Raw genomic sequence first — 23553 nt, 5'->3', positions numbered from 1 at the left:
GGTCTTGTGGTGGCGTCCGGTCGGTGGAAAGGTTTGCGCACGTGTGGCGAGTTAGGTTCGTCCTGACCCGCCACGGCTGCACAGTTGTTTGAGGCCACCCGCCATAGCTGCGCAGAACCTGAGTCGGCCGCCGCTGGGCGATAATGCGGTATGACTATTGCCCGCATCGTGATTCTCTTTCTTTTCGCTGCCGTTGCAGAGATCGGCGGGGCCTGGCTGGTGTGGCAGAGCATCAGGGAGGGAAAGCCGTGGTGGTGGGCCGGGCTGGGTGTCATGGCGCTCGCCGCCTACGGATTCATTGCCACCCTGCAGCCGGATGCAAACTTCGGTCGGATCCTCGCCGCGTATGGCGGGATCTTCGTTGCGGGCTCGCTGGCATGGGGCATGGTCTTCGACGGATTCAGGCCCGACCGCTGGGACATCGCGGGATCGGCGCTGTGCCTCGTGGGGGTGGCAGTAATTATGTTCGCTCCGCGGCCGGTGGCCTGAAATGACGTCGGCCGGGAACATTCCCGCCAAGGGGCGGGAGCCGGGCAAAAGTGGAGCGGGCGACGGGAATCGAACCCGCGTATCGAGCTTGGGAAGCTAGCGCTCTACCATTGAGCTACGCCCGCCTGAAGACCAGCCACAACCGTGGCGTGAATCCCTGCAAAACAACGAGATTCAGCCTACCCCACCCGTGCGCTCCCGGAAACACCGCATCCGGGAAGTCAGGCGCCCCGTGGGCGGATACTTCACCTGCCCAGCTATCCGTAGGCCGTCGAGGCTTGTCTCGTGGGTACCCTGAGACCATGAGCGTCGAGAAGAACACCCGGGACCTTGAAGCGGGCATCAAAAAGGATTTCACTGCCACCATGAGTTACGGCTCGTACCTGTCGCTGGGTGAGCTGCTGTCAGCGCAACACCCGGTCAGCCGCCCCGAGCACCACGACGAGATGCTGTTCATCATCCAGCATCAGACCTCGGAGCTCTGGCTGAAGCTCGTCCTGCACGAGCTCCGTGCGGTCCGGGTCAAACTGCAGGTTGATGACCTGCGGTCCGCGATGAAAGGGATCGCGCGGATCAAGCACATCCAGCGTTCCCTGACCGAGCAGTGGTCGGTCCTGGCGACCCTCACCCCCTCCGAATACGCGGAGTTCCGCGGGGACCTGGGCGCCGCCAGCGGATTCCAGTCCTACCAGTACCGTGCCGTCGAATTTCTGCTCGGCAACAAAAACGCCGGCATGCTCGAGGTCTTCGCCAATGATCCGGCTGCCCGCGAGTTGCTGGCCACGCTGCTGGACCAGACGAGCATCTACGACGAATTCATCAGATTCCTCTACCGCCGGGGTCACGCCGTCCCCGGCGAATTGCTCGACCGGGACGTCCGCACCGCACACGTGTTCAACCCGGAGCTCGTTCAGGTCTACAAGGCGGTGTATGAGAACGCCGGTGATAACTGGGATCTCTACGAGGCCTGCGAGGAACTCGTGGACCTTGAGGACAATTTCCAGCTCTGGCGCTTCCGCCACCTGAAAACCGTCGAACGCACCATCGGATTCAAGCGCGGCACCGGTGGGTCCTCGGGCGTCGGGTTCCTGCAGAAGGCACTCGAGCTCACCTTCTTCCCCGAGCTCTACGCCGTACGCACCGAGATCGGCCAATAACCACTAACACCGAGGACTGCGGTATTTTTGAACCGTGCTGATCTCCGACCGCGACATCCGAACCGAAATTGACCACCAGCGAATTGTGCTGGATCCCTATGATGAGGCGATGGTCCAGCCCTCCAGCGTGGACGTCCGGATTGACCGCTATTTCAGGTTGTTCGACAACCACAAGTACGCGCACATCGATCCGGCCGAGGACCAGCCCGAGCTGACCCGGCTGGTGGAGGTTGCCTCGGATGAACCGTTCATCCTGCACCCCGGCGAGTTCGTCCTCGGCTCAACCTACGAGACGGTGACCCTTCCCGACGACATCGCCGCCCGGCTGGAAGGCAAGTCCTCTCTCGGCCGGCTCGGCCTGCTGACGCACTCCACCGCCGGCTTCATCGATCCAGGCTTTTCCGGTCACGTCACCCTCGAGCTCTCCAACATGGCCACCCTGCCCATCAAGTTGTGGCCTGGATCGAAGATTGGCCAGCTCTGCTTCTTCAGGCTCACCTCCCCGTCGGAACACCCCTACGGTTCAGGACCCTACGGCAACCGGTACCAGGGGCAGCGCGGCCCAACGGCGTCACGCAGCCACCAGAATTTCCACCGCACCGCAATCTGAAGGTCCACGGTCCAATGAGGTCAGTGGGACGGTACGACGGCGATAGCCACCCTGGCGGGTGGCCTCACCGGGAGCAACACCAGCAAGCCGGCCAGCAGCACTACAAGAATGCCGATGATCCCGTACCGCTGCTCACCGAAGATGGTGATTGACGCGGCGAACAAGGCCGGGGCGAGGAAGCTGACCGCACGGCCGGTGGTCGCGTAAAGGCCAAAGAGTTCTCCTTCCTCCCCAGCCGGTGCCAGCCGGGCCAGGTACGCCCGGGATGAGGCCTGCGCCGGGCCGACGAAGAGGGTAAGCATCAGGCCGAAGACCCAGAACGTCACATCGCCGGTCCAGGTGTAACCCAAGACGTCGTGGGTGCCGGGTCCAAGAATCAGCACGGCGGACCCTGCGATCAGCAAACCGATCAGCGAAATGATGATGACCCGCTTTGGCCCCACCCGATCATCCAGGAAGCCACCGATAATCGCCCCTACGGCGGCGATCAGGTTACCTGCGATGGCAAAGACGATCACCTCGCTCAGGGTGAAACCGAAGGTGCCCGCCGCGATGATGCCGCCGAAGGTAAAGACGGCAGCGAGACCGTCCCGGAAAATGGCGCTGGCCAGCAGAAAGAAGATGGTGTGGGGGCTGGTGCGGTAGATGGCCCTAACCCGCCGGAAGAGGAGGCCGTAGGACGCCAAGAAGCCCAGCTGGGCTGCTTTCTCCTTGCGCGGTACCTCCGGGACGACGAACATCACGGGCAGAGCGAAGGCCAGGAACCAGATTGCCGAGAACACTGCGACCAGCCGGATGTTCAGGCTGTCGGTGGTATCGGAGCCGAACCAGGCGAAAACCGGCTCCACGAAGGCCACGAGCACCAGAATCAGGGCGACGATTCCGCCCACGTAGCCCATGGCCCACCCGAACCCGCTGATCCGGCCGATACTCCCGGGGGTGGAGATCTGGGTCAGCATCGCGTTGTAGTTTACGCCGGCGAACTCGAAAAAGACGTTGGCTAGCGCGATCAGCGCGACACCCAGGACCAGGAACTCGGGCTGGGGATAGACGAAGAAGCACAGCCCGGTCAGGACTGCCACGAGGAGGCTGTTCACACCGAGCCAGAGCTTGCGTCGGCCGCCGTTGTCCGACCGCTGGCCGGTCACGGGTGCCAGCAAAGCAATCAGCACCCCAGCGGTGGCGAGCCCCCATCCCAACACCACTGACGCCCGGTCTTCCCCGCCAAACGCATCACTGGTGAGGTACACGGTGAAGACGAAGGTAGTCATCACCGCGTTGAAGGCGGCCGATCCCCAGTCCCAGGAGGCCCACGCGAGGACCGGCCGGGAAAGCAGACGGCCCGCACCGGACGCCGTCGTTCCCGATGTCGTTCCCTCCGGCCGGGCAGCTGGAACTGGATGGGACGGCACCGGCTGGGGAGGATCCACGCTCATACGGTGAATGCTATCTCTGTGGTCCCCGAATAAGGTGAACAGAGGCGCGCGGTCGCGTAAACGCGTCGACTCCAGCTGGTATTCCGCGAATCTGTGGACAGCCAACGACGGCGTACCGCGGCCTACCTGCCTGTATTCCGCAGGTAGAATAGATCGAAGCCCTTGACCGTCCGTGCTGGTAACAGCTGACCGTCTCATCTGAGAGATCAGGAGATCATCGTGCTAATCGTGCTCATCGCGTTATTCGCGGTAGCCTTTGTCGCGCCGTTGATCTTCCGGCGGCTCGGCCGCTCGGCCTTTTATGTGCTCGCCGCCATCCCCGCGGCGGCGTTCGTCTGGCTGATTGCCACGTTCGGTCAGTACACGGGGGAGGGCCAGAGCCTCCCCGAAGGCCAGCCCAACGCACCGCCTTCGACAGTTTTCCGGTGGATCCCCGATCTTAGCCTTGAACTGGCATTCAGAATGGACACGCTGTCGGCGGTGCTGTCGCTCCTCATCCTGGGCATCGGCGCCCTCGTTTTGTTCTATTGCGCGCGATACTTCAAACAGGACGAACCAAACATCGGGCCGTTCGGCGCCCAACTGCTCGCTTTCGCTGGCTCGATGTTCGGTTTGGTCACCGCCGACGACATGATCCTGCTGTTCATCTTCTGGGAACTGACCACGGTGCTGTCCTATCTGCTAATCGGCTACTCGCGGCACCGTCTGGCGGCCCGACGCGCAGCCCTGCAGGCCCTGATAGTGACCACCTTCGGCGGCCTGACGATGCTGGTGGGCATGATCATGCTCGGCCAGACCGCCGGGACCTACCGCATCTCGGAGATCATGGCCCAATCCGGGTCGCTGCTCTCCGCCGGGATGGTGGTCGACGTCGCCGTCGGCCTGATCCTCGTGGGTGCGCTCACCAAATCCGCGCTGATCCCCTTCCACTTCTGGCTTCCCGGCGCAATGGCGGCGCCCACCCCGGTGAGCGCCTACCTGCACGCCGCAGCGATGGTAAAGGCCGGTATCTACCTGGTGGCCCGGTTTGCCCCAGGGTTCGCCGACGCCGCATCCTGGACGCCGATGGTGATGGCCCTGGGACTGGCCACCATGCTCATCGGTGGCTGGCGTGCCCTGCGGCAGCACGACCTCAAGCTGATCCTCGCCTACGGGACGGTCAGCCAGCTCGGCTTCCTCACCATGGTGGTCGGGTTGGGCGGGCCAGGCGGGGCCCTGGCCGGTTTAGGCCTGCTCGTTGCCCACGGGCTGTTCAAGGCCACCCTGTTTCTTGTCGTCGGCATCATTGACCACCAGTCGGGCACCCGCGACATCCGCAAACTCGCTGGGATCCGCCGGACCGCGCCAGTCCTGGCCGTCGTCGCTACCATTGCCGCGGCATCCATGGCCGGGCTTCCGCCCCTGCTGGGGTTCGTCGCCAAGGAATCCGTCTTCGAGACCTTCATCCACCAGGCAGAGACCGACCCCACACCCCTTGGGGCGATACTACTCGTCGGCATTGTCGCCGGTTCGGCCCTCACCTTCGCCTACAGTGCCCGGTTCGTGTGGGGCGGGTTCGCCGACAAAGGGAAGGAACCCACCCCGTTCGAGACCGTCGAGAAGTCCTTCCTCTTCGCCCCGGCGCTGCTAACCGTGTTCACCGTAGTCCTCGGGCTCTGGCCGGCCCCGCTGGATTCCATCATCCAGCCGTACGTGACACTCTTTGAGGCCGACGGTGAGGAACGTTACCTCGCCCTCTGGCATGGGTTCACTCCCGCGCTGCTGCTCTCCGCAATCACCGTCGCCGTCGGCATTCTGCTGTTCTGGTTCCGCGCCCACGTCGAGCGAGCCCAATCCAAGGTTCCCTCACTGGTCGACGCCGAACGCGGCTACAAGTACACCATCGGCACGCTCGACGACGTCGCCGTCTGGATCACCGGCCGCACCCAGCGCGGTTCGCTGGCGTTCTACCTTTTCGTCATTCTGACCATGGCCATCCTGACCCCCCTGACGGCTATCGTGTTCTACGACGCGCCGCTCCCGGATCGGTGGCATATCGCTGATTCACCAGCACAGGTGGCGGCCGGCGTCGTCATCATTCTCGGCATTCTGGCTGCGGTCCGCGCCACCAAGCGGTTCATGGCAGTGCTCATGGTCGGGGTGACCGGGTACGGGATGGCACTCATCTTCGCGCTGCAGGGGGCGCCGGACCTGGCGTTGACCCAGATGCTGGTGGAAACCATTGTGCTGGTGGCTTTCGTGCTCGCGCTCCGCTCGCTACCCGCCCGGCTGTGGCAGCGGGAGCCGGGACGGTACCGGTTGCTTCGGGCCGTGCTGGGAATCTCCTTCGGGCTGGTGATGGCGGCGATCGCCATGTCATCCATGACATCACGAGTCGCCACCCCTGTGTCACTGGAGTACCCGGGTCTGGCCTACGAGCGCGGCGGTGGAGAGAACATCGTCAATGTCACCCTGGTCGATATCAGGGCCTGGGACACGTACGGGGAGATTTCAGTGCTGGCCATCGCAGCCACCGGCATCGCCAGCCTGATCTTCATCCGCGGTCGGGGCGATACCCGCCAGCGGGCAGAGACCGTCAAATCCGGATCCGTCGATCGTGGCCAGGAGCCCATTGCCGAGTTCGGGCGGGAAGCCGCAGCGCTGGCGTTGGCGAAGAAGTTCTCGTCAGTCTCCCGGGACGCGTGGCTGGTCGCTGGCCGGACCCTCGCACCCGAGCGCCGATCGATCATCTTCGAGGTCGTCACCCGGCTGCTCTTCCACTCGATCATTATCTTCTCCATTTACCTCCTCCTTGCCGGTCACAACCTGCCGGGCGGCGGATTCGCGGGTGGACTGTTGGCAGGGCTGGCGCTGACCGTGCGCTATCTGGCGGGTGGGCGATTTGAACTGGCGGAAGCCAGCCCGGTGAGCGCGGGCGTCCTGCTCGGCGCGGGTATGGCGACCACCTCCCTGAGCGCGCTGATCCCACTGCTGCTGGGAGGCCAGGTTCTCCAGACGGCCATCCTGGAGTTCTGGATGCCGGTCTTCGGCGACGTCAAGTTTGTCACGTCGACCATATTCGACATTGGTGTCTACCTGGTGGTCGTGGGGCTGGTCCTCGACGTGCTACGGAGCCTCGGCTCGGAGATCGATGAACGCAGCGAGGGCCTCTCGGCGAGCAACGACCCCGACGAGATGAAGCTACAACAGCAAAAACATACCGAGACCGGCGAGGGAGTGGTTCGATGAGCGTGAACATCACCCTGTTGGTGGTCATGGCAGCCCTCTTCGCGGGGGGCATCTACCTGCTGCTGGAGCGTAGCTTGACCCGGGTCCTGTTGGGTCTGATCCTGCTGGCCAACGGCGCCAACATCCTGTTGCTTTCAGCTGGAGGTCGGGCCGGCGTCGCACCCCTTTACTCGGAGGAAATCGCTGCCGACGCCTACTCGGATCCGCTGCCCCAAGCCCTGATTTTGACCGCCATTGTGATTTCCTTCGCCGTGACCGCCTTCATGCTGGGCATCATCTACCGGTCCTGGGTCCTGGGCCGTCGTGACGAGATCCAGGACGACCTGGAGGACCGCAGAGTGGCGAGCCAGGGCAGCTTCGATGCCGAGGACGACGCCGACGTGCCCGAAGAGACCACGGAGTTCACTCCGCTGGAGGAAGCCGAGGAAGCCCCCGGGTCTCAGAACGCAGGAGTCTTTGACCTTTCCACCGACCCGAAGGAGCCACGGTGAACATCGCAAGCCTCGCACCGCTGGCCGTGGTCATGCCGTTCCTCGGAGCGGCGATCGCCTTCCTCCTGATTCGTCATTCCCGGTCACAGCGTGCGGTCAGCATTTCCACGCTCAGCATCACCCTGGTGCTCGAACTGATCCTGCTGCAGAACGCTGCCAACCACGGGGCGACGGCGGTCTTCATCGGCGGGTGGCTGCCGCCGTTCGGGATCACCCTGGTGGTTGACCAGTTCTCCGCCTTGATGCTGGTCATTTCGACCGCCGTCAGCCTCGCCGTGCTGATCTATGCCACCGGCCAGGGCATGGCGGACGGTGATGAGGACGGACCAATTTCGATCTTCCACCCCACGTACCTGATCCTGGTTGCCGGCGTCTCCAACGCGTTCATGTCCGGCGATCTTTTCAACCTGTACGTGGGCTTTGAGATCCTGCTGACCGCGAGCTACGTCCTGATGACCCTGGGCGGAACCACGCCACGAATCCGGGCGGGGGTCACCTATGTGGTGGTCAGCGTTTTGTCCTCGCTGCTCTTCCTGATCGCGATCGGCATGATCTATGCCGCCACCGGAACCATCAACCTAGCCGACCTCGCGATCAAGCTCGGCGAGATCGACCCCGCCACCCAGATGATGCTGCACCTGATGCTGCTGGTCGCCTTCGGGATTAAGGCAGCGGTGTTCCCCCTATCCTTCTGGCTCCCGGACTCCTATCCCACGGCGCCGGCGCCCGTCACCGCAGTGTTCGCAGGGCTGCTCACCAAGGTGGGGGTGTACGCCATGGTGCGCACCGAGACCCTGCTTTTCCCAGGGGACCGGATAAACACGCTGCTGATGGTGGTGGCCATCCTCACCATGGTGGTCGGCGTCCTGGGTGCCCTCGCGCAGTCGGACATCAAACGAATGCTGTCCTTCACCCTTGTCAGCCACATCGGGTTCATGATCTTCGGGCTGGCGATCTCCACCGTCGTCGGGCTGGGCGCCGCGATCTTCTACGTGGCCCACCACATCACGGTGCAGACCAGTCTGTTCCTGGTCACGGGGCTCATCGAACGCCGCGGTGGGACCGCCAATATGGACCGTCTTGGTGGGCTCGCCAAGCTGTCGCCGCTACTCGGCGTACTGTTCTTCATCCCGGCAATGAATCTGGCCGGGATACCGCCCTTCTCCGGGTTCGTCGGCAAGCTGGGTATCCTGCAGGCCGGCGTCGAACTGGGCTCGCCCATCGCCTATGTGGCGGTTGGTGCCAGTGTGCTCACCAGCCTCCTGACCCTGCTGGCGATTGCCCGCGTCTGGAACCGTGCCTTCTGGCGCCGCCCTGAAGACGCGCTGCACCCGGATCCAATCCTGCTCGCCACCAAGGCAGACGGGTCAGCCGTTCGCACCTCGCACCGCGTCAACGGCGAGACCACTGGGCGGTTCTCTGGACGCAACCCGGTGAACCTGCTACCCCGCACCATGGTTGGTCCCACCATGGGCCTGGTGGGCCTGGGAGTGCTCCTCACGCTCCTGGCAGGTCCGTTGTTTGAGATCAGCGACAACGCTGCGCAGAACATGCTGGAGCGGACCGATTACATTGAAGCGGTCCTGGGCGAAGGGAGCGCGCCATGAGCCGACAGAAGATCCCATTCATCACGGAACTGCCCCTGATTATCTGGCTGGTCATCGTCTGGGGCGCACTGTGGCAGGACTTCAGCCCGGGGAACCTTATTTTTGGCGGACTGATCGCCTACGCAGTGGCCAACCTGCTGTACCTGCCTCCGGTGGAGCTCAGCGGTCGATTCAACGTGCTATACGCGGTCCCGTTCATCGGACGGTTCCTGTACAAGCTCGTGGTGGCGAGTTTCGAAGTGTTTTGGCTCTCGCTCACGCAGGGCCCGAGGCTTGTCAACGCGGTGGTCGCAGTGCAGCTACGGAGTCAGTCCGACCTCCTGGTGACAGTCACCGGGCACGCGCTCTCCCTGATCCCCGGATCGTTGATTGTGGAGGTGGATCGCTCTACTTCCACCCTGTACCTGCACTGCCTGGATGTGAATACGCCGGAGGACGCGGCGAAGATCAGGGCCGATGTGCGGGCCACCGAAGCCTGGCTGATCAAAATTATGGGAACCCGGGATGATCTAGCGCTGCTGCAGACCGAAATGCGTTTCGACGCGGAAAACGCGAACCGTCGGGACGGTGCCGGCACATGATGATCGTCGCCATCACCGTCGCCGCGGGACTCCTGATCCTGGCGTCCCTGTGTGCCTTGTACCGGATTGCCCGCGGTCCGTCGATCCTGGACCGGGTGCTGGCCATTGATGTGCTGCTTGCCACCATCGGCGGGGCGCTCGCCATGGACATGGCCGTCAACCGGCACCTCGACAACATCATGCTGTTGGTGGCAATCTCGGTGATCGGGTTTATCGGCTCGGTCACCGTGGCCCGATTCGTGACGGACAGGAAGTAGCGCATGTCTGACACAGTGATGGAGGCCCTAACCGCGGTGCTGTTGATCGGTGGGGCGCTGATGTCGGTTGCTGCCGGCGTCGGACTGCTCCGTTTCCCTGACCTTCTCACCCGGATGCACGCGGCAACCAAACCGCAGGTGCTGGGACTACTGCTGTTCCTCCTGGCCATGGGGCTGCAACTGCGTAGCTGGGTGTTGATCCCGGTCCTGCTGGTGTGCTGGATTTTCATGCTCCTGACCGTCCCCGTCTCAGCCCACATGGTGGGCCGGGCGGGATACCGCACCAAACACCTGCGACGAGACCTGCTCAGCATGGATGAACTGGACGAGGTGGTGGAGAAGGCGGCCAACAAAAGGGCGCCCGGCCGGAAACCGACCGAGCGCCCTGACGAGACGTAGAACCCACCTACGTCAGGTCGCGGGTCTTCGCGAACCGGTTGGCGGCGCGCTGCGTGGTGCGGTTGGTCAGCACCTGCAGGACAGCACGCACAGCACCGGAGATCAGAGCGAAGACGATCGCCGACCGCAGGCTGTTCTCCAGGCCATCCTCGTCCTTCGGCGATGCGTTGCCGGTGGTCTTCGTCCAGACGAAATCTACAAGCTTCGCGCCCACGATGCCGGCGCCCAGGCTCAGTGCTACGCCCAGCAGTTTCATCAGCTGATTCACAGTGTCTCCTTTTTATGGTGGCTTTTTCCAAGCCTAGCGTTTCCCTCCGACTACGACGACGCGCTCCGCAGGCAGCCCCGCAGGTAGCCCCAACACCACAGGTGTAGAGTTGAGATTGCTAAACATACGACAGGGGAGCGCGGTCCATTTTGGTGGACGAGCGCTGAGAGTGCGGACTACCGCAGACCCTCGAACCTGATCCGGCTAGTACCGGCGAAGGGAGTCGAGTATCTCAGGGTGCCCGGCCGGTAGCATTTGCTGCGGGCAGGGATGCCCTCCCCTCCTGTACCTCAGGAGGATTTCACATGGCTTCATCAACAGCACCAACCCACAGCAACCCCACCTTCCGGGCCCGGTATCAATGGCGGGTGGTCGATATCGTGGTTGCCTCGGTGGTGGCAGTTGCCGTCGGAGTGGTATTTTTCGCCTGGTCGGCTGGCTACACGGGCATTTCCGCCCTCACGGCAGCCTTCCCGCCACTGGCCGGCCTCTACACCGGGGGCTGGCTGATCGCAGGCGTCCTCGGGGGCCTCATCATCAGGAAGCCGGGGGCCGCCATCTACTGCGAGGTGCTGGCAGCGGCCGTTTCCGCGCTGCTCGGCACCCAGTTTGGGCTGACCACCCTGCTGTCCGGGCTCATTCAGGGAATTGGCGCGGAACTGATCTTCCTGCTTTTCCTGTACCGCAAGTGGAACCTCGGTGTGGCGCTGCTTGCGGGTCTTGGTGCCGGGCTCGCCTTGGCAATCAGCGAGAACGTCCTCTACAACGCACTGTGGGCAGTGGAGTGGCAGCTGATGTACGTGCTGTTCGCTGCCATCTCGGGGGTAGTGATTGCCGGCTTGGTTTCGTGGTTGGCAGTCCGCGCCCTGGCCAAAACGGGAGTGCTCTCCGCGTTCGCCTCTGGACGAACGGCCGACGTCTAACCGGTATGGCCGAACACGTCGGAACGCAGGCCGTCGGCATCAGCGCACAGGGCTGGAGTTGGCGCCACGCCGGGCGTAGGATCCCTGCAGTCCGTGACCTTGAGCTGGCGGTCGCGCCTGGCGAACGGGTGTTACTGCTGGGTGCGTCCGGCTCGGGGAAATCAACCTTTCTGCACGGGCTGGCGGGGGTCCTGGGCGATGAGGGGCAGGGCGAACAGCAGGGGTCCCTCACCCTTGATGGCCGACCCCCGGAGGCAGCGCGGGGGCGCGCCGGCCTGGTCCTTCAAGACCCTGACACGCAAATCGTGCTCGCCAGAGTGGGCGACGAGGTGGCTTTCGGCGCCGAAAACCAGGCCGTCCCGCGGACGGAGATCTGGGAACGTGTCCGACGCGCGCTGGACGACGTCGGGCTGGACGTTCCATTGAACCATCCGACAACGGCGCTCTCCGGTGGGCAGAAGCAGCGCCTGGCGCTGGCGGCGGTGCTGGCGATGCAGCCCGGGCTGCTGCTGCTCGATGAGCCGACGGCCAACCTCGACCCGGCCGGCGTACTGGAGGTGCGCGACGCCGTCGTGCGTGTCCTGGACCGCACCGGCGCCACGTTAGTGGTGGTGGAACATCGGGTGGCCGTGTGGGCTGACGTGGTGGACCGGGTGGTGGTGTTGGCGGCCGACGGCGGCATCCTCGCCGACGGGCCGCCCGGCACTGTGCTCACCGCCCCGGCCACCCGCGCCCGGCTGGCGGAAGCGGGAGTGTGGATACCCGGCCATCAACCCCCACACCCTGTGCTGAAGCCCGTGGCGGGGGACGCGCTGCTCGCCGCCAGCGGGCTCGCAGTAGCACGGACCAAACGCGGCCCGGCCGTGCTCGACGGCGTCAACGTCACCCTCAGCGCCGGCTCATCGCTGGGTATTGTCGGTCCCAACGGGGGCGGAAAGTCGACGCTCGCGCTGACCCTTGCCGGCCTGTTGCCCGCGCGGGGCGGACGGCTGGAGGCGGCTCCAGCGCTGAACCGGGGCGCGGGCAGTGATCCGCATGCCTGGAAGTCGGCGCAACTGGTGACTCGCATCGGGACGGTCTTTCAGGAACCCGAACACCAGTTCCTGACCCACCGGGTGATCGACGAGCTCGAGTTTGGTCCTCGGCGGTTGGAGGGCACCGACGAGGCAGCGGTCCGGCGGCGGGTGGATCCCATCGCCGAACGGCTGAGGCTGACCTCGCTGCTACAGGCCAACCCGTTTACGCTATCCGGCGGCGAAAAGCGGAGACTCTCGGTGGCGACCATGCTGGCAACCGACCCGGACATCCTGGTCCTGGACGAGCCCACCTTCGGGCAGGATGCCAATACGTGGGCGGAGCTGGTGGCGCTGCTGGCCGAACTGATCAACAACGGCGGCAGCCTTCTGGCCGTCACGCATGATCAGGAATTCACCGAAGCGCTCGGGAGTCGTGTGCTGCGGGTCGCCGATCACCAGGCCGTGCTGAAGGTGGCGCCGTGAGCGTCGACGTCCTCACCCCCCAGCTCACGGGACGGTTCCTTCCGCGGGCCAACCCGTTGTCGAAACTGTTCGCCGCTGTGCTGGTAACCATCGTGGTGATGCTCAGCATCGATTGGGTAAGCGCCGCCGCCGTCCTCGGGAGCCAACTGCTACTGCTGCCGCTGCTCGGCATCAGCGCCTGGCACCTGCTGAAGCGGACCTGGCCGTTGGTGTTGGCCGCGATGGTTGCTGCCTACGGCACGGCGCTGCTGGCGGACAAGACCGGCGCGGTCCTGCTGGAGGTAGGGCCGATCCTGTTCACCCAGGACTCGGTGAACTCGGGGATCGCCATCGGGTTGCGCGGGCTGGCCATCGCCCTGCCCGGAATTTTTCTGCTGACCACCACCGATCCAACGGATCTGGCCGACGCTCTGGCGCAAAAGCTTCGGCTGCCGCACCGGTTTGTGCTCGGCGCGCTGGCGGGGCTGCGCCTCGTCGGGCTGCTGGTGGACGAATGGCGGACCCTCGGGCTGGCCCGGCACGCCCGCGGCGTCGGGTTTGAAGGCAATCCGGTAGCCCGGCTGAGGAATTTCCTCGGGCAGGGGTTCGGTCTGATAGTGCAGGCGATTCGCCGGGCCACCCGGCTGGCCATCGCCATGGAGGCACGCGGATTCGGGGCGGGAGAACGCACCTGGGCGAGGGAAAGCACCTTCAGTCGGATCGACATCTGGGTCTGCCTCGCCGGCATCCTCATTGCCGGCGCTGCGGTGACCGCAGCGGTGCTCGCGGGAACCTGGAACTTCCTCCTCGGCGCGTCCTAGGGCCATTAGCCTTACACCAACGCATAAGCAACCAGCACAACGCTGAAGCTGGAGTTGGGGGTGTCTGCCCGGGTTGTGGGTTAGTTCATCGGAGGGGTTCCTTTCCCGTTTTGGGGCAGTGTTGGAGTTGAGGTTCCGGTGTGAACAAGCAAGCAACAACTCTCGATCAGGCGGTCTCGATCGCGACGCCGGGGCCAACGCCCAGACGGGAACCACCGATACCGGATTGTTGCATGATGCCACCGTGCCGGATGTTGGGGCCGTGCCTACCGACCTGGGGTCTTCGCTTGATGGGAACCTCCTCAACGTCAACGCAGATTTGGCTGCTGAAGCGGACATATCAGCGCCGATTAACGGTGCGATCGCTGCGAACGCGAATGTTGCTGCACCGATCGATGCTGCGGTCGCGCGAATATCGGCTCCATTGATAGCACGCGTTTGCCGTTGCGCAGCAGGATGCGGCCATTACCCGGAATATCGACCGCGAAGCTGCTCCTGGCAAAAGGCACGGGAACTGGCCTGGCGCCTCGGTACACGAGTTGTCGAGCGATGCGCGCCGATGCCATTCCGGCCCCAAGGATTTCCCAAGGTCGGCAGGTAAGGATGGAGGCTTGACCACCGTGAAATGGGTCTCGAGACCATTAGGAGCGTGTGACATGAACAAAGCATTCATCACGAGGAGCGGAGCTGCGGTCGCGGTCTTCCTCGCCCTCAATGTCGGCGGACTACCATCTGCGGCGGATAGCGGCCCCAGCCAACGACACATCGAGATGCAGGACGATTGCGACCCGGCCACGTTCAATGCGGCGCTGGGGGAGGGAGCGTGCGTTGGAGACGGTGACACCACCTTTGACGAACTTTTCGAGAGCCTGGCCGAGCGGAACCCAGACGGGCACTGGCGCAACCATCCCGAGCGGACGCACGTCCGCAAGGGCAGCGACCTGGTCATCTCCAACACCGGGGGCGAGTTTCATACGTTCACCGAGGTAGCGAAGTTCGGGGCGGGTTGCGTGCCCGAGATCAATGATGTTCTTGGCCTAGTCGGACCTCCGGCAGCTGACTGCGGTGCAGCCTTCAGTGATCCTCGAACTGCGCTTCCCGCCGGAGCGAGCGGAACAGTCGCGACCCACGAGATGTCGGCAGGCATCCACCGGTTCATGTGCATGATTCACCCCTGGATGAACACCGAGGTCGAGGTGCGCCACTGACGATCGTCTGACCACCGGGAGTACGCCTGGAGCACCAAGCGGCGTTCACCCGCACTCTAGCCGACTGGATATCGCTCGGAATCGACGGAAACCCGTCAATCGCAATCACCGACCACCGGCGATTGCTCGTGGCGACAGCACTATTCGGTAGCGCAACCATCCACGCGGCGGTCGTCCCCGAGCATCTCTCCCACTGGGGTCCTGCCGCGGCTTTTTTCGTAATCCTCGCAGTTATGGAATGCATCATAGGCCTGCTGGTCCTTAGCGAGCAGTGGAGCTGAGCGCTCCCAGGCGTCGCCGTGGTCTCGATTATCCCCCTTACGACCTGGCTGTACTCCCGCACACTTGGGCTTCCGTTCGGTCCCGAAGCTGGGACTCCCGAACCCGTCGGTATGCCCGACAGCGCTGCCTTCATCCTCGAACTCGCCGCACTCGCCATTGCTGTTACCTCGCTCCGTCGAAGCAAAGCCCTGCCGGTCTCGCCTGCTATTCCGGGTCGAACAGCAGTGTCAGCGCATGTCCGCTCGCTTGCGCTCGTAGCTACAATCGCGATCTGCGTTCTCGGCTTCAGCGGACCGGTTACAGACTGGTTTGTCCAAGAGGAAGGATTGCCGAACACCACCATCAGTACGGACCACTAATCCGGGTCCGTACTGTGGCCAGGGCTGCAAGATCACCATGACGATAATCCCGCGGGAGCCGTAGTAGCTGGACTGATCGGGCAGGCCAGCCAGTGGGCCGCGTTCTCCGGCTCATCCAACGCCAGCAATGCGGGAACGTCCATCCGCCCGCCGGGCCGTTTGGCGCGTTCTTCCCTAGCCTCTGCCGCAGCGGCGGTCAGCGCCGTCGTCAGGGGCCAGCGGTTCCCGCCCCTTCTTTGGAGGGGACGTAGAGCTTTTCCTTGCTGGCAGCGAACTTACGCGGGTTGAACTACACCCGCTGATCCGTTGGGACAGTTGCCCCGCCGCTGGGGGTGACCCAGCGTGAGGTGCTCCGGTTTTTGAGGCGTTGGACCGTTTTTCTCGGTTGTACCGAAAACACCGTCTCGCTGCTTCGGCGCAATGTTAGTCAGCACCTCCAGCCCGGCAGCTTTCAATGGGTAGTCGTGAGGTTCAAGGATCTGCACAGGTTCCTTGCTGACCTGAACAGTGACCCAAATATAGATATCGGTGGTGGGCCGATCATCCAGTGCAGCGGCCAGGAACATCGACGCCAGCAGACCTCCGCTTTCGGATCGAAATAGGCGTCAGGCTTAGCTCCAGGCTAGTGCTTCCTGACTTCGGCGGCCCGCCGGCGGCGATGGTCGCGTTCCGCTTCGTTCCAGCGTCAGGTGATGGCAACGTCGAAGGACGAATCCGCCTCCGCCGGCCGCGCCCGGCGCAGACCAGAAGATCCGCCCGCACCTCGGCGCACCGCTGGGCGAACTTTGTGTGCCGGCCATAGGTCGCGGCTCGTTGCTCGGCCGTCGCTTCCCGCCAGGCTGAAGAGAGCTGAAATCGACAGCCGGCGTCAGGAAATTTTTGCCACCAATTCCGACAGTTCAGCTGTGAGTTCGGCGGCAGGGGAAATCTGCCGCCCGTCGAGGGAATTCACCGGGGCGAGGAGGCGGATGCTGGAGATCAGCCAGACGCCGTCGGCGTCAAACAGGTCCGCTGGGACCAGCGGGCCGTACCCGAGGTCCCAGCCCGCAGCCTTCGCCACGGTGAACAACGCGCTCTGCGAAGTCCCCGGAAGGATCCCGCTTTCCAGCTGCGGAGTCAGCAGCGTCTTGACGCCGTTCCGGACCCGGGCCAGCAACACAGTTGACGTCGGCCCCTCAAGAACCTTGCCGTCGGAGGATGTGAAGATGACGTCGTCGGCATCGTGGTCGTGCGCATACCTGACGGCCGCCATGTTGACCGCGTAGGACAGCGTCTTCGCTCCCATCAGTAGCCAGGGCGCTCGTTGCGCCACGGTGCTGTCATAGCCGCGGTCCAGCAGTAGCACTGCCAGCCCGTCCTGGCGCTGACGCTGCGTCTTGGCGGGAACCGGGGTCACCTGCACCCAGGCTGTGGGGGCGTCGGCACCCTCAACGCCGCGGGTGACCACCAGCTTCACCGCAAGTTCGGCGTCGGCCGAACCGGTCGTCCCGGCGGCGTACGCGTCGAGCGCGGTGGCGATGGCCCGGCGCCACGCGTCTTGGGAAGGTAGGTCCAGATTGAGCGCCTGCGCCGACGAACCGAGCCGATCGAGGTGTGCCTGTACCTTCCTGGCCTCGCCATTGAGCGCAAGGAGCGACTCAAAGATGCCGTCTCCGCGTGTGGCGCCGAGGTCGGTAGCCATCAGCTGCGGCACCGAGGCATCAGCGATGCGGCCGCTGTCGTAGGCAGGATCAAGGAATACGAGAACAGTCATGGCATCAGCATAGTTGCGCCCCAGCAGACGGCGATGGCGATCTCGACCTCTTTTCCCGCGGCAACCCGCGCCGGATAGAATGTCCTCAGTAGTGTTACCGATGGCACGCATCCCCGTGGTACGGGAGATACCCTCAAAGAACGGACAATTATTGTGATCGGATTCATCATTGCGGGACTCATCATCGGCGCCCTGGCGCGCTTGATCAAGCCCGGCAAGCAGAACCTTGGCCTGCTCGCGACGCTACTGTTGGGTCTGGCCGGCTCGGTGATCGGCGGCGTCATTGCCAGCCTCCTGGGTACCGGGCGGATCTTCGAACTGAACGTCTTCGGATTCGTGGTAGCGGTCATCGCCTCCGTACTGCTGATCGGCGTCGCCGAGGGCGTCAGCGGCCGCCGCAAAGTCCGCCGCTAAACAGCAGCCGGCTCCGGCAGCGTAGTTTTTGCTGACGGACTGCAGGCTTGCCGAGATACTGGTGCCGCACTGGGCTCCGGCGTGGCGCGCCGCAACACGCTGAACGGGCCGCGAAACCTGGCCAAACCTGCGCGAAGACTCTGGGGGGTTGGTGCCCTAGCTATCCGGGAACTCGGCGCCGAGACCGGATAACACACCGAACGCCTTCGCCCGGACCTCATCCCACTCGTCCGCCGGGTCCGAGTCGGCGGTGATCGCGCCGCCAACGCCCAGCGTGAGGCGGGTGCCCCCGTCGTCGTCCTCGAATACGAGCGTACGGATGACGACGGCGAGATCGGCCGCGCCGTTCAGGGAAAAGTAGCCAACGGCGCCCGAATACAGGCCACGCGGAGCTCCCTCCAACCGGTCGAGGATGGCCATCGTGCTGATCTTGGGCGCGCCTGTCATCGACCCGGCGGGGAAGGCGACCGCCACGGCTTCAGTGCGGGACGTCCCTGGTCGCAGCTGGGCGTCGATGGTGCTCACCATCTGATAGACGGTGGCGTACCGTTCAATTTCGCACAACCGGCTGACGTTCACACTGCCGGGGACGGCAACGTGGGACAGATCGTTGCGCAGCAAATCCACGATCATGACGTTTTCGGCGCGATCCTTGCGAGAGGTCAGCAGGTCCTCCCGAAGGGCTCGGTCCGCCTCCGGATCGGGGGAACGACGGCGGGTGCCCTTGATCGGCTCGGCCCGCAGGGCGCCGCTGGCGCTGAGCTGCAGGAACCGTTCAGGGGAGGTACTGGCAGCAGCGAAACCCGGAAAGCTGAGGAAATGGGCGAAGGGCGCCGGGCTGACCCGGCGCAGGGAACAGTACACGTCGAGGGGCCGCAGGGGCTCTGCGGTGTGGGCCTGTAGGGAGGTGGTCAGGCACACCTCGTAGGTGTTGCCCTCCCGGATTTCCGCCTGTGCCTGGCGAACCTTGTCCAGGTAGCCCCCCCGGGTGTCGCGGGAGGTGAAGACCGGTGCCGGGCCGGTGGCCGGTGCCGGGTCCATCGGGCGGGCGTCGGTGACGGCCGCGCGTGCCGCGGTGAGCCACTCCTGTGCCTCGTCATCGGTACCGGGTCCGGCCAGGGTCAGCAGGTAGGTGGCGCGCTGCTCGTGGTCCAGGACGAGGGCGCGGCCAGCGAACAGGAGCGCCGCGTCGGGGAGCGGGCCGGCGGGAACGGCACTGCCTCCCGTCTCCCGTTTGAGCTCATAGCCGAGGTAGCCCAGCCAGCCCAGGGTGAAGCCGCACTGATAGTCATCGGGGATGGGCACGGCCCGGCGCCCCCAGGTGGCGTCGAGCCACCGGAAGAACGGCCCGGGGATCCGCGCGGTGACCGGACCCGAGACGATCTCGGTGCTGCCCGCGGTATGCCGGGCCAGTTGGCCGAACTGTCCGCCGTCGTCGGCCATGATGGTGAACCGGCTCCGCCCGCCCACGCCCGGCTCGGCATCCGAACTGTCCAGCCAGACCGCGGACCCGGAAGCGCCATAGAGGGCGGTGAACAAGGCGGCCCCGTCGGGATAGCCGGCCAGCCGCTCGACCTCGAGGGTTGCGGCGCGGCGCTGCGCGCGCTCCACCGCGAGCAGCGATCCGCACTGGGGCAGCCCGGTCAGGGCTACCCGGACCCGTTCCGGCGCCGCGGTGCCCTCGTGCCCGTTGACCACCAGATCAGCGGTGGCCTGCGGCTGGTCGCGACTAAGCCATTCCTGTTCCTGCGCGGCCCAACGGTCCCAGAAGGGCGCGTACGTGGCGCCGTCGCGGGCTAACGCGCTGGAACGGCGGACGTCTTCACCGGCGTCCACCCAGATGCTGACGTCGAGGAACTTCAGCGCGGCCCGGCACGCGGAACCCACCCCTTCAACGATGACGACGTCGGCCGGCTCGGTGCGGTGCTCCGGACCGTCGTCGTCGGCGGTCCAGTCCCAGGCCCGCCAGTTGGCGGTGCGTCCGGCGGCGAGCGGGATGAGCACGAGCGACATATAACGGTCCATGCCGGATGCCAGGCCATCCCAGCCGGGGTAAATGTCCTCGAGGTGAAACAGGCTCACTGTGTGGTGCTCACGAAGCAGCGCAGCCAGCTCAACAGCGAGCCTGGTCTTGCCGGCCCCCGACTGACCGTCAACAGCAACGATCAACGGGGCGATGGCGGTCCCGGCGGTTGGTGCCATGGGCGGTGAATCCTTCGGGGTGTCGTTAGGCGACGGCGAGCAGGACGCCCACGGCTACAAACAGTAGGCCAAAGCCCCGGTTGAGGACGATCTGCCCGCGCGGGTTCTGCGTAAACCGCCTGAACGATTTGGCGGCGGCCGCGTAGAAGAACCACATCACCAGCACGTCGATCGCCACCACCGTGCCCGCCAGGATGCCGTATTGGCCCAGCAGCGGTTCGGACGGCCTGATGAACTGGGGGATGAAGGCGAGGAAGAAGACGATCGCTTTCGGGTTGAGCAGGTTCACCCACAGGCCCCGGCGGAACAGTGAAAAGGCGCCCTCTACGCGGCGGACTGCTGCCTGCTCTTCAAGATCGGGGGGCTGCAGGAGCTTCCGGATGCCCAGATAGACCAGGTAAGCGGCGCCGCCAAAGCGGATCACGTTGAACGCCACCGGTGAGCTTGCCACGAGCAGCCCGACGCCGGCAGCCACCACCGCAATATGCACCAGGAGCGCTAGCTGCTGCCCGAGGATGCCCCACATCGACCGGCGGAAGCCGACGGTCAGCGAGTTGCTCATGGTGTTGACGGCCCCCGCGCCGGGGCTGAAACTGATGAGGGCCTGCGCTCCGAGTAGAGCCAGCCAGACGGAAAAAGTCACGATTTGATCCTATCGCTGGTGCTGGCCCAGCGGTGCGGGGGATCCCGGCCATGAAATGTATCGTCATAGGGTGACTAGACCAGGTATACGGAGGGCAGCCCTGCTGGTGACCGGTCTGACTGCCGTGTCCACCCTGTTCGGGTTTGTCCGCGACGTTGTCATCGCCGCCGTGTTCGGCGCCGGTGCCGAACTCGACTCCTATCTGGTGGCGCAAGGCCTGATGAACATTGTGCTGGGTCTGATCGCCTATGCGATGGCCCGGTCAGCGATCCCGGTCACGTCCCGGGAGGCCGCCGAGGAAAAGGACGGGTGCCGGGGTCACCCCGGGTTCGACACCGCCCTTACCGTCACGATGATTGTGCTCGGTGTGGGCGGGGTGGTGATGAGCATCTTCGCCGGTCCCGTCACCGCAATAATTGCCCCGGGGTTCGACGGCGCCCAGGCCGAAACCACCGCAGCCCTCACCCGCATTGTGTTGATCGCCACGGTGCTGATCGCCGGAACTGATCTGCTCGCATCCCTCTCGCAGTCACACGGGCGGGTCGTCTGGTCGGCGCTGCAGGGGGTGCCGTTCAACATCATCATGATCGGCGCCGCGGGACTGTTCGGTCCCACCTACGGGATCGCCGCGCTCGCCGTGGGCTTCGTCATCGGATCGGGGGCGAGGCTGCTTCTGCAATTTCCGCCGCTGTTCGTGCTGGGCACCCGGGTGCGTCCCCGGTTGAATCTTCGCGACCCGGGATTTAGGGAAATGGCGGGGCTGATGCCGCCGATGCTGGTGGGAAGCGCTATCGGCAATATCAATACGCTCGTGGATCGCGCGGTGGGCTCAACCCTCGACGAAGGCGCCATTACCGCCTTGTCCTATGGCTGGCGGCTCGTGAATCTTCCCGAGACCCTAATCATTGCGTCCCTCCTCGTTCCCCTGTATCCGGCGTTGAGCGCCTCCTCGACCAATATCGCCGAAGTGCGCCGGCTGGTGGGGCGTGGACTGGCAGTGGCGGTGACCGTGCTGACGCCGCTGTGCGTGGTGATGATGATTGCCGCTGAACCGCTCGCGGAGGTGGCGTTCGGCCGCGGTGCCTTTACCGGCGATGACATTACTGCGACAGCGACCGCGCTGGCCTGGTATGCGCCCGCCCTGCTGGCGCTTGGATGCCGGCAGGTGGTGGTCAGCACCTCCTACGCCCTGGGCGATGCGCGGGCGCCGGTGGTTGTGGCGGTGATCGCCATGGTCATCAACGTGGTCGGTGACATCCTACTCGCCCCGATCATGGGCATCGCCGGTATTGCGTTGGCCACCACTGCCTCCCTGGGCTTCGCCGCCCTGGTGAATAGTTGGCTGCTGCATCGCCGTCATCAGGGAATGGACCTTCGGGCGGCTACAGGGTTGCTGGCGCGCGCAGTGGGGCTCGCGGCGATCGCCGGGGTGGCCGGCGTCGCCGTACTTGCGGTGGTGGCGGAGCAACCCGCGCTGGTATCCGGCGGTGCTGTGGCGCTGGTCGTGTGCGGGGTGTACCTGGCGGGGCTGGTGCTGCTGCAGGCGCCGGAGCGGCTCCTCGCCCTCGACCTGGTCAAGGGTGTTGCGCGGCGGGGACGGCGGGATTAGCCCAGCTGGATCAGTTGACGGCTGTGGCCGGCGCGGGCTTGCTGTCCACCCGCCGCAGCCGGGCTGAGGCAAGGTGCAAAGTGGGTCCCAGATCCTTGACATCCCACACGCTGTGGTGGGACCGACCCGCCCACCGCAGGGTGTCCACCACATCAGTAATCCGCCCGCCGCGTCGTTCGGCGCGGGCCCGGCGCAGGTCCCCGGCGGTCCACGCGTAGCGAATCCCCGGGGTGGCGTCGGGCAGCCGATCCACGTTTTCGCCGAGCGCCAGGCGTCCCCAGAGGTCGGTCAGACCAGGGCGCGAAGCGTTGGTCAGAGCCATGGAACCGAAGAACCGGCCGTTGAGATCGATCAGGTGATGGACGCCGTCGTCGTCGATTAGAAACTGCAACTCCACCAGCCCCCACCAGCCCAGGTCCCGCAGCAGCGCCTCGGCGCGGGCGGACAGTTCCTCGTTCACGGTCACAGTTTCTGCGCGGGCTGATACGCCGTTGGGGGTGGGCCAGAGCCGCGAGGTGACCTGTTGAACCCGTCCATTCAGACGGCCGTCGTGGAAAACCCCGATGAGTGCACCCAGATGACCCTTAACCGGTTCCTGGAGGATCGGCTGGGCACCGGCGTTTCGGACCCGGTCGATCTGAGGACCAGCCGAGACGACGTCGGGGAAGAGTTTCGCTTCGATCCGGTGGGGGCGGGTCTGCCCGCGGGTCCAATGTGAGAGGCACTTGACCACTACCGGACCCTGCCACTCCGCCACAGCCTGCCCGGTGGCAGGCAGGGTGCGGGGTGCCGCGAGACCGAATCGGTGGGCGCGTTCGGTGAGGTCCACCTTGTTGAGGGCAGCGTCGACTACCTCGACGGGCGGGTGCGCCACGCGGGTGGGAATGTCACCCCGATAGGTTGCGAGCGCTGCCATCCAGTCGTCCCCGCCGCCGAAGACGACGTCGTAGGACCCGAGTGCCACCGCCCGACGGATGCCCTCGATAAACGCGGTCCCGTCCTGACGTGGGCGTGGGACCACATGCCGGGCCGAGCAGGCGAGTGAAGCGCCCAGCATTCCGCCGTCGTCCGGCGTGCCGACGCCCACCAGCCAGCCGGACCGGCGCAGCGACCGGACTCCGGCAAGCGCACCTCGGTCCCGGCTGGTGCTGACGACCAGGGCGCGTGGCCCGTCGTGTGGTGTGTTTTTCACGTTCGCCTCAAGGTGGGGTGAGCGGCCGTCCGATGCTCCGCACTGGTGCGGACGCTCGTTGTCAATCTACGTTCAACAGACTTTCACTCTACTGGCGAGATCAGTGACTTGGCTGGTTACTTGGCCGGGTCGGCGTTTTCTCATCA

At 64.9% G+C, this 23553-nt stretch carries 21 protein-coding genes, 1 tRNA gene and 1 riboswitch; of the genes, 15 read left to right on the top strand and 7 right to left on the bottom strand.

What is annotated here, in order from left to right; all coding sequences use genetic code 11:
• Positions 1–150: 150 nt before the first annotated feature.
• The gene (locus ACX80A_RS03635; RefSeq protein WP_459258303.1) at positions 151–489 is read left to right on the top strand and encodes a YnfA family protein; all 339 of its coding nucleotides are present in this window, start codon (positions 151–153) and stop codon (positions 487–489) included.
• A gap of 51 nt (positions 490–540) precedes the next feature.
• On the opposite strand, the gene ACX80A_RS03630 is transcribed toward ACX80A_RS03635, so the two are convergent.
• Positions 541–614: transfer RNA gene (locus tag ACX80A_RS03630), tRNA-Gly, on the bottom strand.
• Positions 615–791: 177 nt separating this feature from the next.
• On the opposite strand from ACX80A_RS03630, the gene ACX80A_RS03625 reads away from it, so the two are divergent.
• Positions 792–1646, top strand: a complete 855-nt coding sequence (locus tag ACX80A_RS03625; protein ID WP_459258302.1) for a tryptophan 2,3-dioxygenase — start codon at positions 792–794, stop codon at positions 1644–1646.
• 34 nt (positions 1647–1680) lie between these two features.
• The gene (gene dcd / locus ACX80A_RS03620) at positions 1681–2256 is read left to right on the top strand and encodes a dCTP deaminase (RefSeq protein ID WP_459258301.1); all 576 of its coding nucleotides are present in this window, start codon (positions 1681–1683) and stop codon (positions 2254–2256) included.
• 20 nt (positions 2257–2276) lie between these two features.
• Here dcd and ACX80A_RS03615 read toward each other — a convergent pair whose 3' ends face one another.
• Positions 2277–3692, bottom strand: coding sequence for an MFS transporter (locus ACX80A_RS03615; protein ID WP_459258300.1), 1416 nt, complete (start codon positions 3690–3692; stop codon positions 2277–2279).
• Between the two features lie 219 nt (positions 3693–3911).
• Here ACX80A_RS03615 and ACX80A_RS03610 point away from each other — a divergent pair, with 219 nt between their 5' ends.
• The 6 genes from ACX80A_RS03610 to mnhG are packed head-to-tail and all read left to right on the top strand — an operon-like array spanning position 3912 to position 10255.
• Positions 3912–6920: a Na+/H+ antiporter subunit A gene (locus tag ACX80A_RS03610; RefSeq protein ID WP_459258299.1), complete on the top strand. Its 3009-nt coding sequence runs from the start codon at positions 3912–3914 to the stop codon at positions 6918–6920.
• Positions 6917–7411, top strand: coding sequence for a Na(+)/H(+) antiporter subunit C (locus tag ACX80A_RS03605; protein ID WP_459258298.1), 495 nt, complete (start codon positions 6917–6919; stop codon positions 7409–7411). The genes ACX80A_RS03610 and ACX80A_RS03605 overlap by 4 nt, the downstream gene beginning before the upstream one ends.
• Positions 7408–9018, top strand: a complete 1611-nt coding sequence (locus ACX80A_RS03600; RefSeq protein WP_459258297.1) for a Na+/H+ antiporter subunit D — start codon at positions 7408–7410, stop codon at positions 9016–9018. The genes ACX80A_RS03605 and ACX80A_RS03600 overlap by 4 nt, the downstream gene beginning before the upstream one ends.
• Positions 9015–9599: a Na+/H+ antiporter subunit E gene (locus tag ACX80A_RS03595; protein WP_459258296.1), complete on the top strand. Its 585-nt coding sequence runs from the start codon at positions 9015–9017 to the stop codon at positions 9597–9599. Before ACX80A_RS03600 ends, ACX80A_RS03595 begins: the two co-directional genes overlap by 4 nt.
• Positions 9596–9856 (top strand): monovalent cation/H+ antiporter complex subunit F, encoded by a 261-nt coding sequence (locus tag ACX80A_RS03590; protein ID WP_459258295.1) that lies wholly within the window; start codon positions 9596–9598, stop codon positions 9854–9856. The genes ACX80A_RS03595 and ACX80A_RS03590 overlap by 4 nt, the downstream gene beginning before the upstream one ends.
• A 3-nt stretch (positions 9857–9859) precedes the next feature.
• Positions 9860–10255, top strand: a complete 396-nt coding sequence (gene mnhG / locus ACX80A_RS03585) for a monovalent cation/H(+) antiporter subunit G (protein WP_459258294.1) — start codon at positions 9860–9862, stop codon at positions 10253–10255.
• 7 nt (positions 10256–10262) lie between these two features.
• On the opposite strand, the gene ACX80A_RS03580 is transcribed toward mnhG, so the two are convergent.
• On the bottom strand, positions 10263–10523 hold the full coding sequence (locus ACX80A_RS03580) for a DUF4235 domain-containing protein (protein ID WP_459258293.1): 261 nt from the start codon (positions 10521–10523) through the stop codon (positions 10263–10265).
• A 121-nt stretch (positions 10524–10644) separates the two neighbouring features.
• A riboswitch (TPP riboswitch) is annotated at positions 10645–10762 on the top strand.
• A 66-nt stretch (positions 10763–10828) separates the two neighbouring features.
• Between ACX80A_RS03580 and ACX80A_RS03575 the strand changes: the two genes are divergently transcribed.
• From ACX80A_RS03575 to ACX80A_RS03560, 4 genes are all read left to right on the top strand, one after another.
• Complete coding sequence (locus ACX80A_RS03575) at positions 10829–11446, top strand: ECF transporter S component (protein WP_459258292.1); 618 nt, start codon at positions 10829–10831, stop codon at positions 11444–11446.
• A 5-nt stretch (positions 11447–11451) separates the two neighbouring features.
• Positions 11452–12945, top strand: a complete 1494-nt coding sequence (locus ACX80A_RS03570; RefSeq protein ID WP_459258291.1) for an ABC transporter ATP-binding protein — start codon at positions 11452–11454, stop codon at positions 12943–12945.
• Entirely contained in the window at positions 12942–13745 is an 804-nt protein-coding gene (locus tag ACX80A_RS03565; RefSeq protein ID WP_459258290.1) for an energy-coupling factor transporter transmembrane component T family protein, read from the top strand. The genes ACX80A_RS03570 and ACX80A_RS03565 overlap by 4 nt, the downstream gene beginning before the upstream one ends.
• Positions 13746–14401: 656 nt before the next feature.
• Positions 14402–14953, top strand: coding sequence for a cupredoxin domain-containing protein (locus tag ACX80A_RS03560; RefSeq protein ID WP_459258289.1), 552 nt, complete (start codon positions 14402–14404; stop codon positions 14951–14953).
• Between the two features lie 1509 nt (positions 14954–16462).
• On the opposite strand, the gene ACX80A_RS03555 is transcribed toward ACX80A_RS03560, so the two are convergent.
• The gene (locus ACX80A_RS03555) at positions 16463–17347 is read right to left on the bottom strand and encodes an aminodeoxychorismate lyase (RefSeq protein WP_459258288.1); all 885 of its coding nucleotides are present in this window, start codon (positions 17345–17347) and stop codon (positions 16463–16465) included.
• A gap of 153 nt (positions 17348–17500) precedes the next feature.
• Between ACX80A_RS03555 and ACX80A_RS03550 the strand changes: the two genes are divergently transcribed.
• Positions 17501–17761 carry a GlsB/YeaQ/YmgE family stress response membrane protein gene (locus tag ACX80A_RS03550; RefSeq protein ID WP_459258287.1) on the top strand — a complete coding sequence of 87 codons (261 nt, stop codon included), beginning with the start codon at positions 17501–17503 and terminating at the stop codon, positions 17759–17761.
• Positions 17762–17917: 156 nt separating this feature from the next.
• On the opposite strand, the gene pabB is transcribed toward ACX80A_RS03550, so the two are convergent.
• Together pabB and ACX80A_RS03540 are read right to left on the bottom strand one after the other, a co-directional pair.
• The gene (gene pabB, locus ACX80A_RS03545) at positions 17918–19963 is read right to left on the bottom strand and encodes an aminodeoxychorismate synthase component I (RefSeq protein ID WP_459258286.1); all 2046 of its coding nucleotides are present in this window, start codon (positions 19961–19963) and stop codon (positions 17918–17920) included.
• A 25-nt stretch (positions 19964–19988) separates the two neighbouring features.
• Positions 19989–20606: a LysE family transporter gene (locus ACX80A_RS03540; protein ID WP_459258285.1), complete on the bottom strand. Its 618-nt coding sequence runs from the start codon at positions 20604–20606 to the stop codon at positions 19989–19991.
• Positions 20607–20676: 70 nt separating this feature from the next.
• Here ACX80A_RS03540 and murJ point away from each other — a divergent pair, with 70 nt between their 5' ends.
• A complete protein-coding gene (murJ, locus tag ACX80A_RS03535) occupies positions 20677–22215 on the top strand; it encodes a murein biosynthesis integral membrane protein MurJ (RefSeq protein WP_459258284.1) in 1539 nt (512 codons plus the stop codon).
• Positions 22216–22225: 10 nt separating this feature from the next.
• On the opposite strand, the gene ACX80A_RS03530 is transcribed toward murJ, so the two are convergent.
• On the bottom strand, positions 22226–23407 hold the full coding sequence (locus tag ACX80A_RS03530; protein ID WP_459258283.1) for an ATP-grasp domain-containing protein: 1182 nt from the start codon (positions 23405–23407) through the stop codon (positions 22226–22228).
• Positions 23408–23553 lie beyond the last annotated feature (146 nt).

It is taken from the genome of Arthrobacter sp. TMN-50, from assembly GCF_054511125.1.
Note: the sequence above shows the minus strand (reverse complement) of the source record. Positions and strands in the feature narration are given on the sequence as shown.